Annotated in this window: 1 rRNA gene; it reads left to right on the top strand. The window is 56.9% G+C overall.

The window, feature by feature from the left end:
• Positions 1-255, top strand: a 16S ribosomal RNA gene (locus tag KJS63_RS25940); the annotation flags it as partial.

The raw sequence follows: 255 nt of genomic DNA, 5'->3' as shown, positions 1-255 counted from the left end.
ACGGCCCAGACTCCTACGGGAGGCAGCAGTAGGGAATCTTCCGCAATGGACGAAAGTCTGACGGAGCAACGCCGCGTGAGTGATGAAGGTTTTCGGATCGTAAAGCTCTGTTGCCAGGGAAGAACGTTCGGTAGAGTAACTGCTACCGGAGTGACGGTACCTGAGAAGAAAGCCCCGGCTAACTACGTGCCAGCAGCCGCGGTAATACGTAGGGGGCAAGCGTTGTCCGGAATTATTGGGCGTAAAGCGCGCGCA

Origin of the sequence: Paenibacillus sp. J22TS3, assembly GCF_018403205.1 — a bacterium.
Taxonomy (GTDB): Bacteria; Bacillota; Bacilli; order Paenibacillales; family Paenibacillaceae; genus Fontibacillus; species Fontibacillus tuaregi.
The sequence above is the reverse complement of the archived record's forward strand: the minus strand, read 5'-3'. Positions and strand labels throughout refer to the sequence as shown.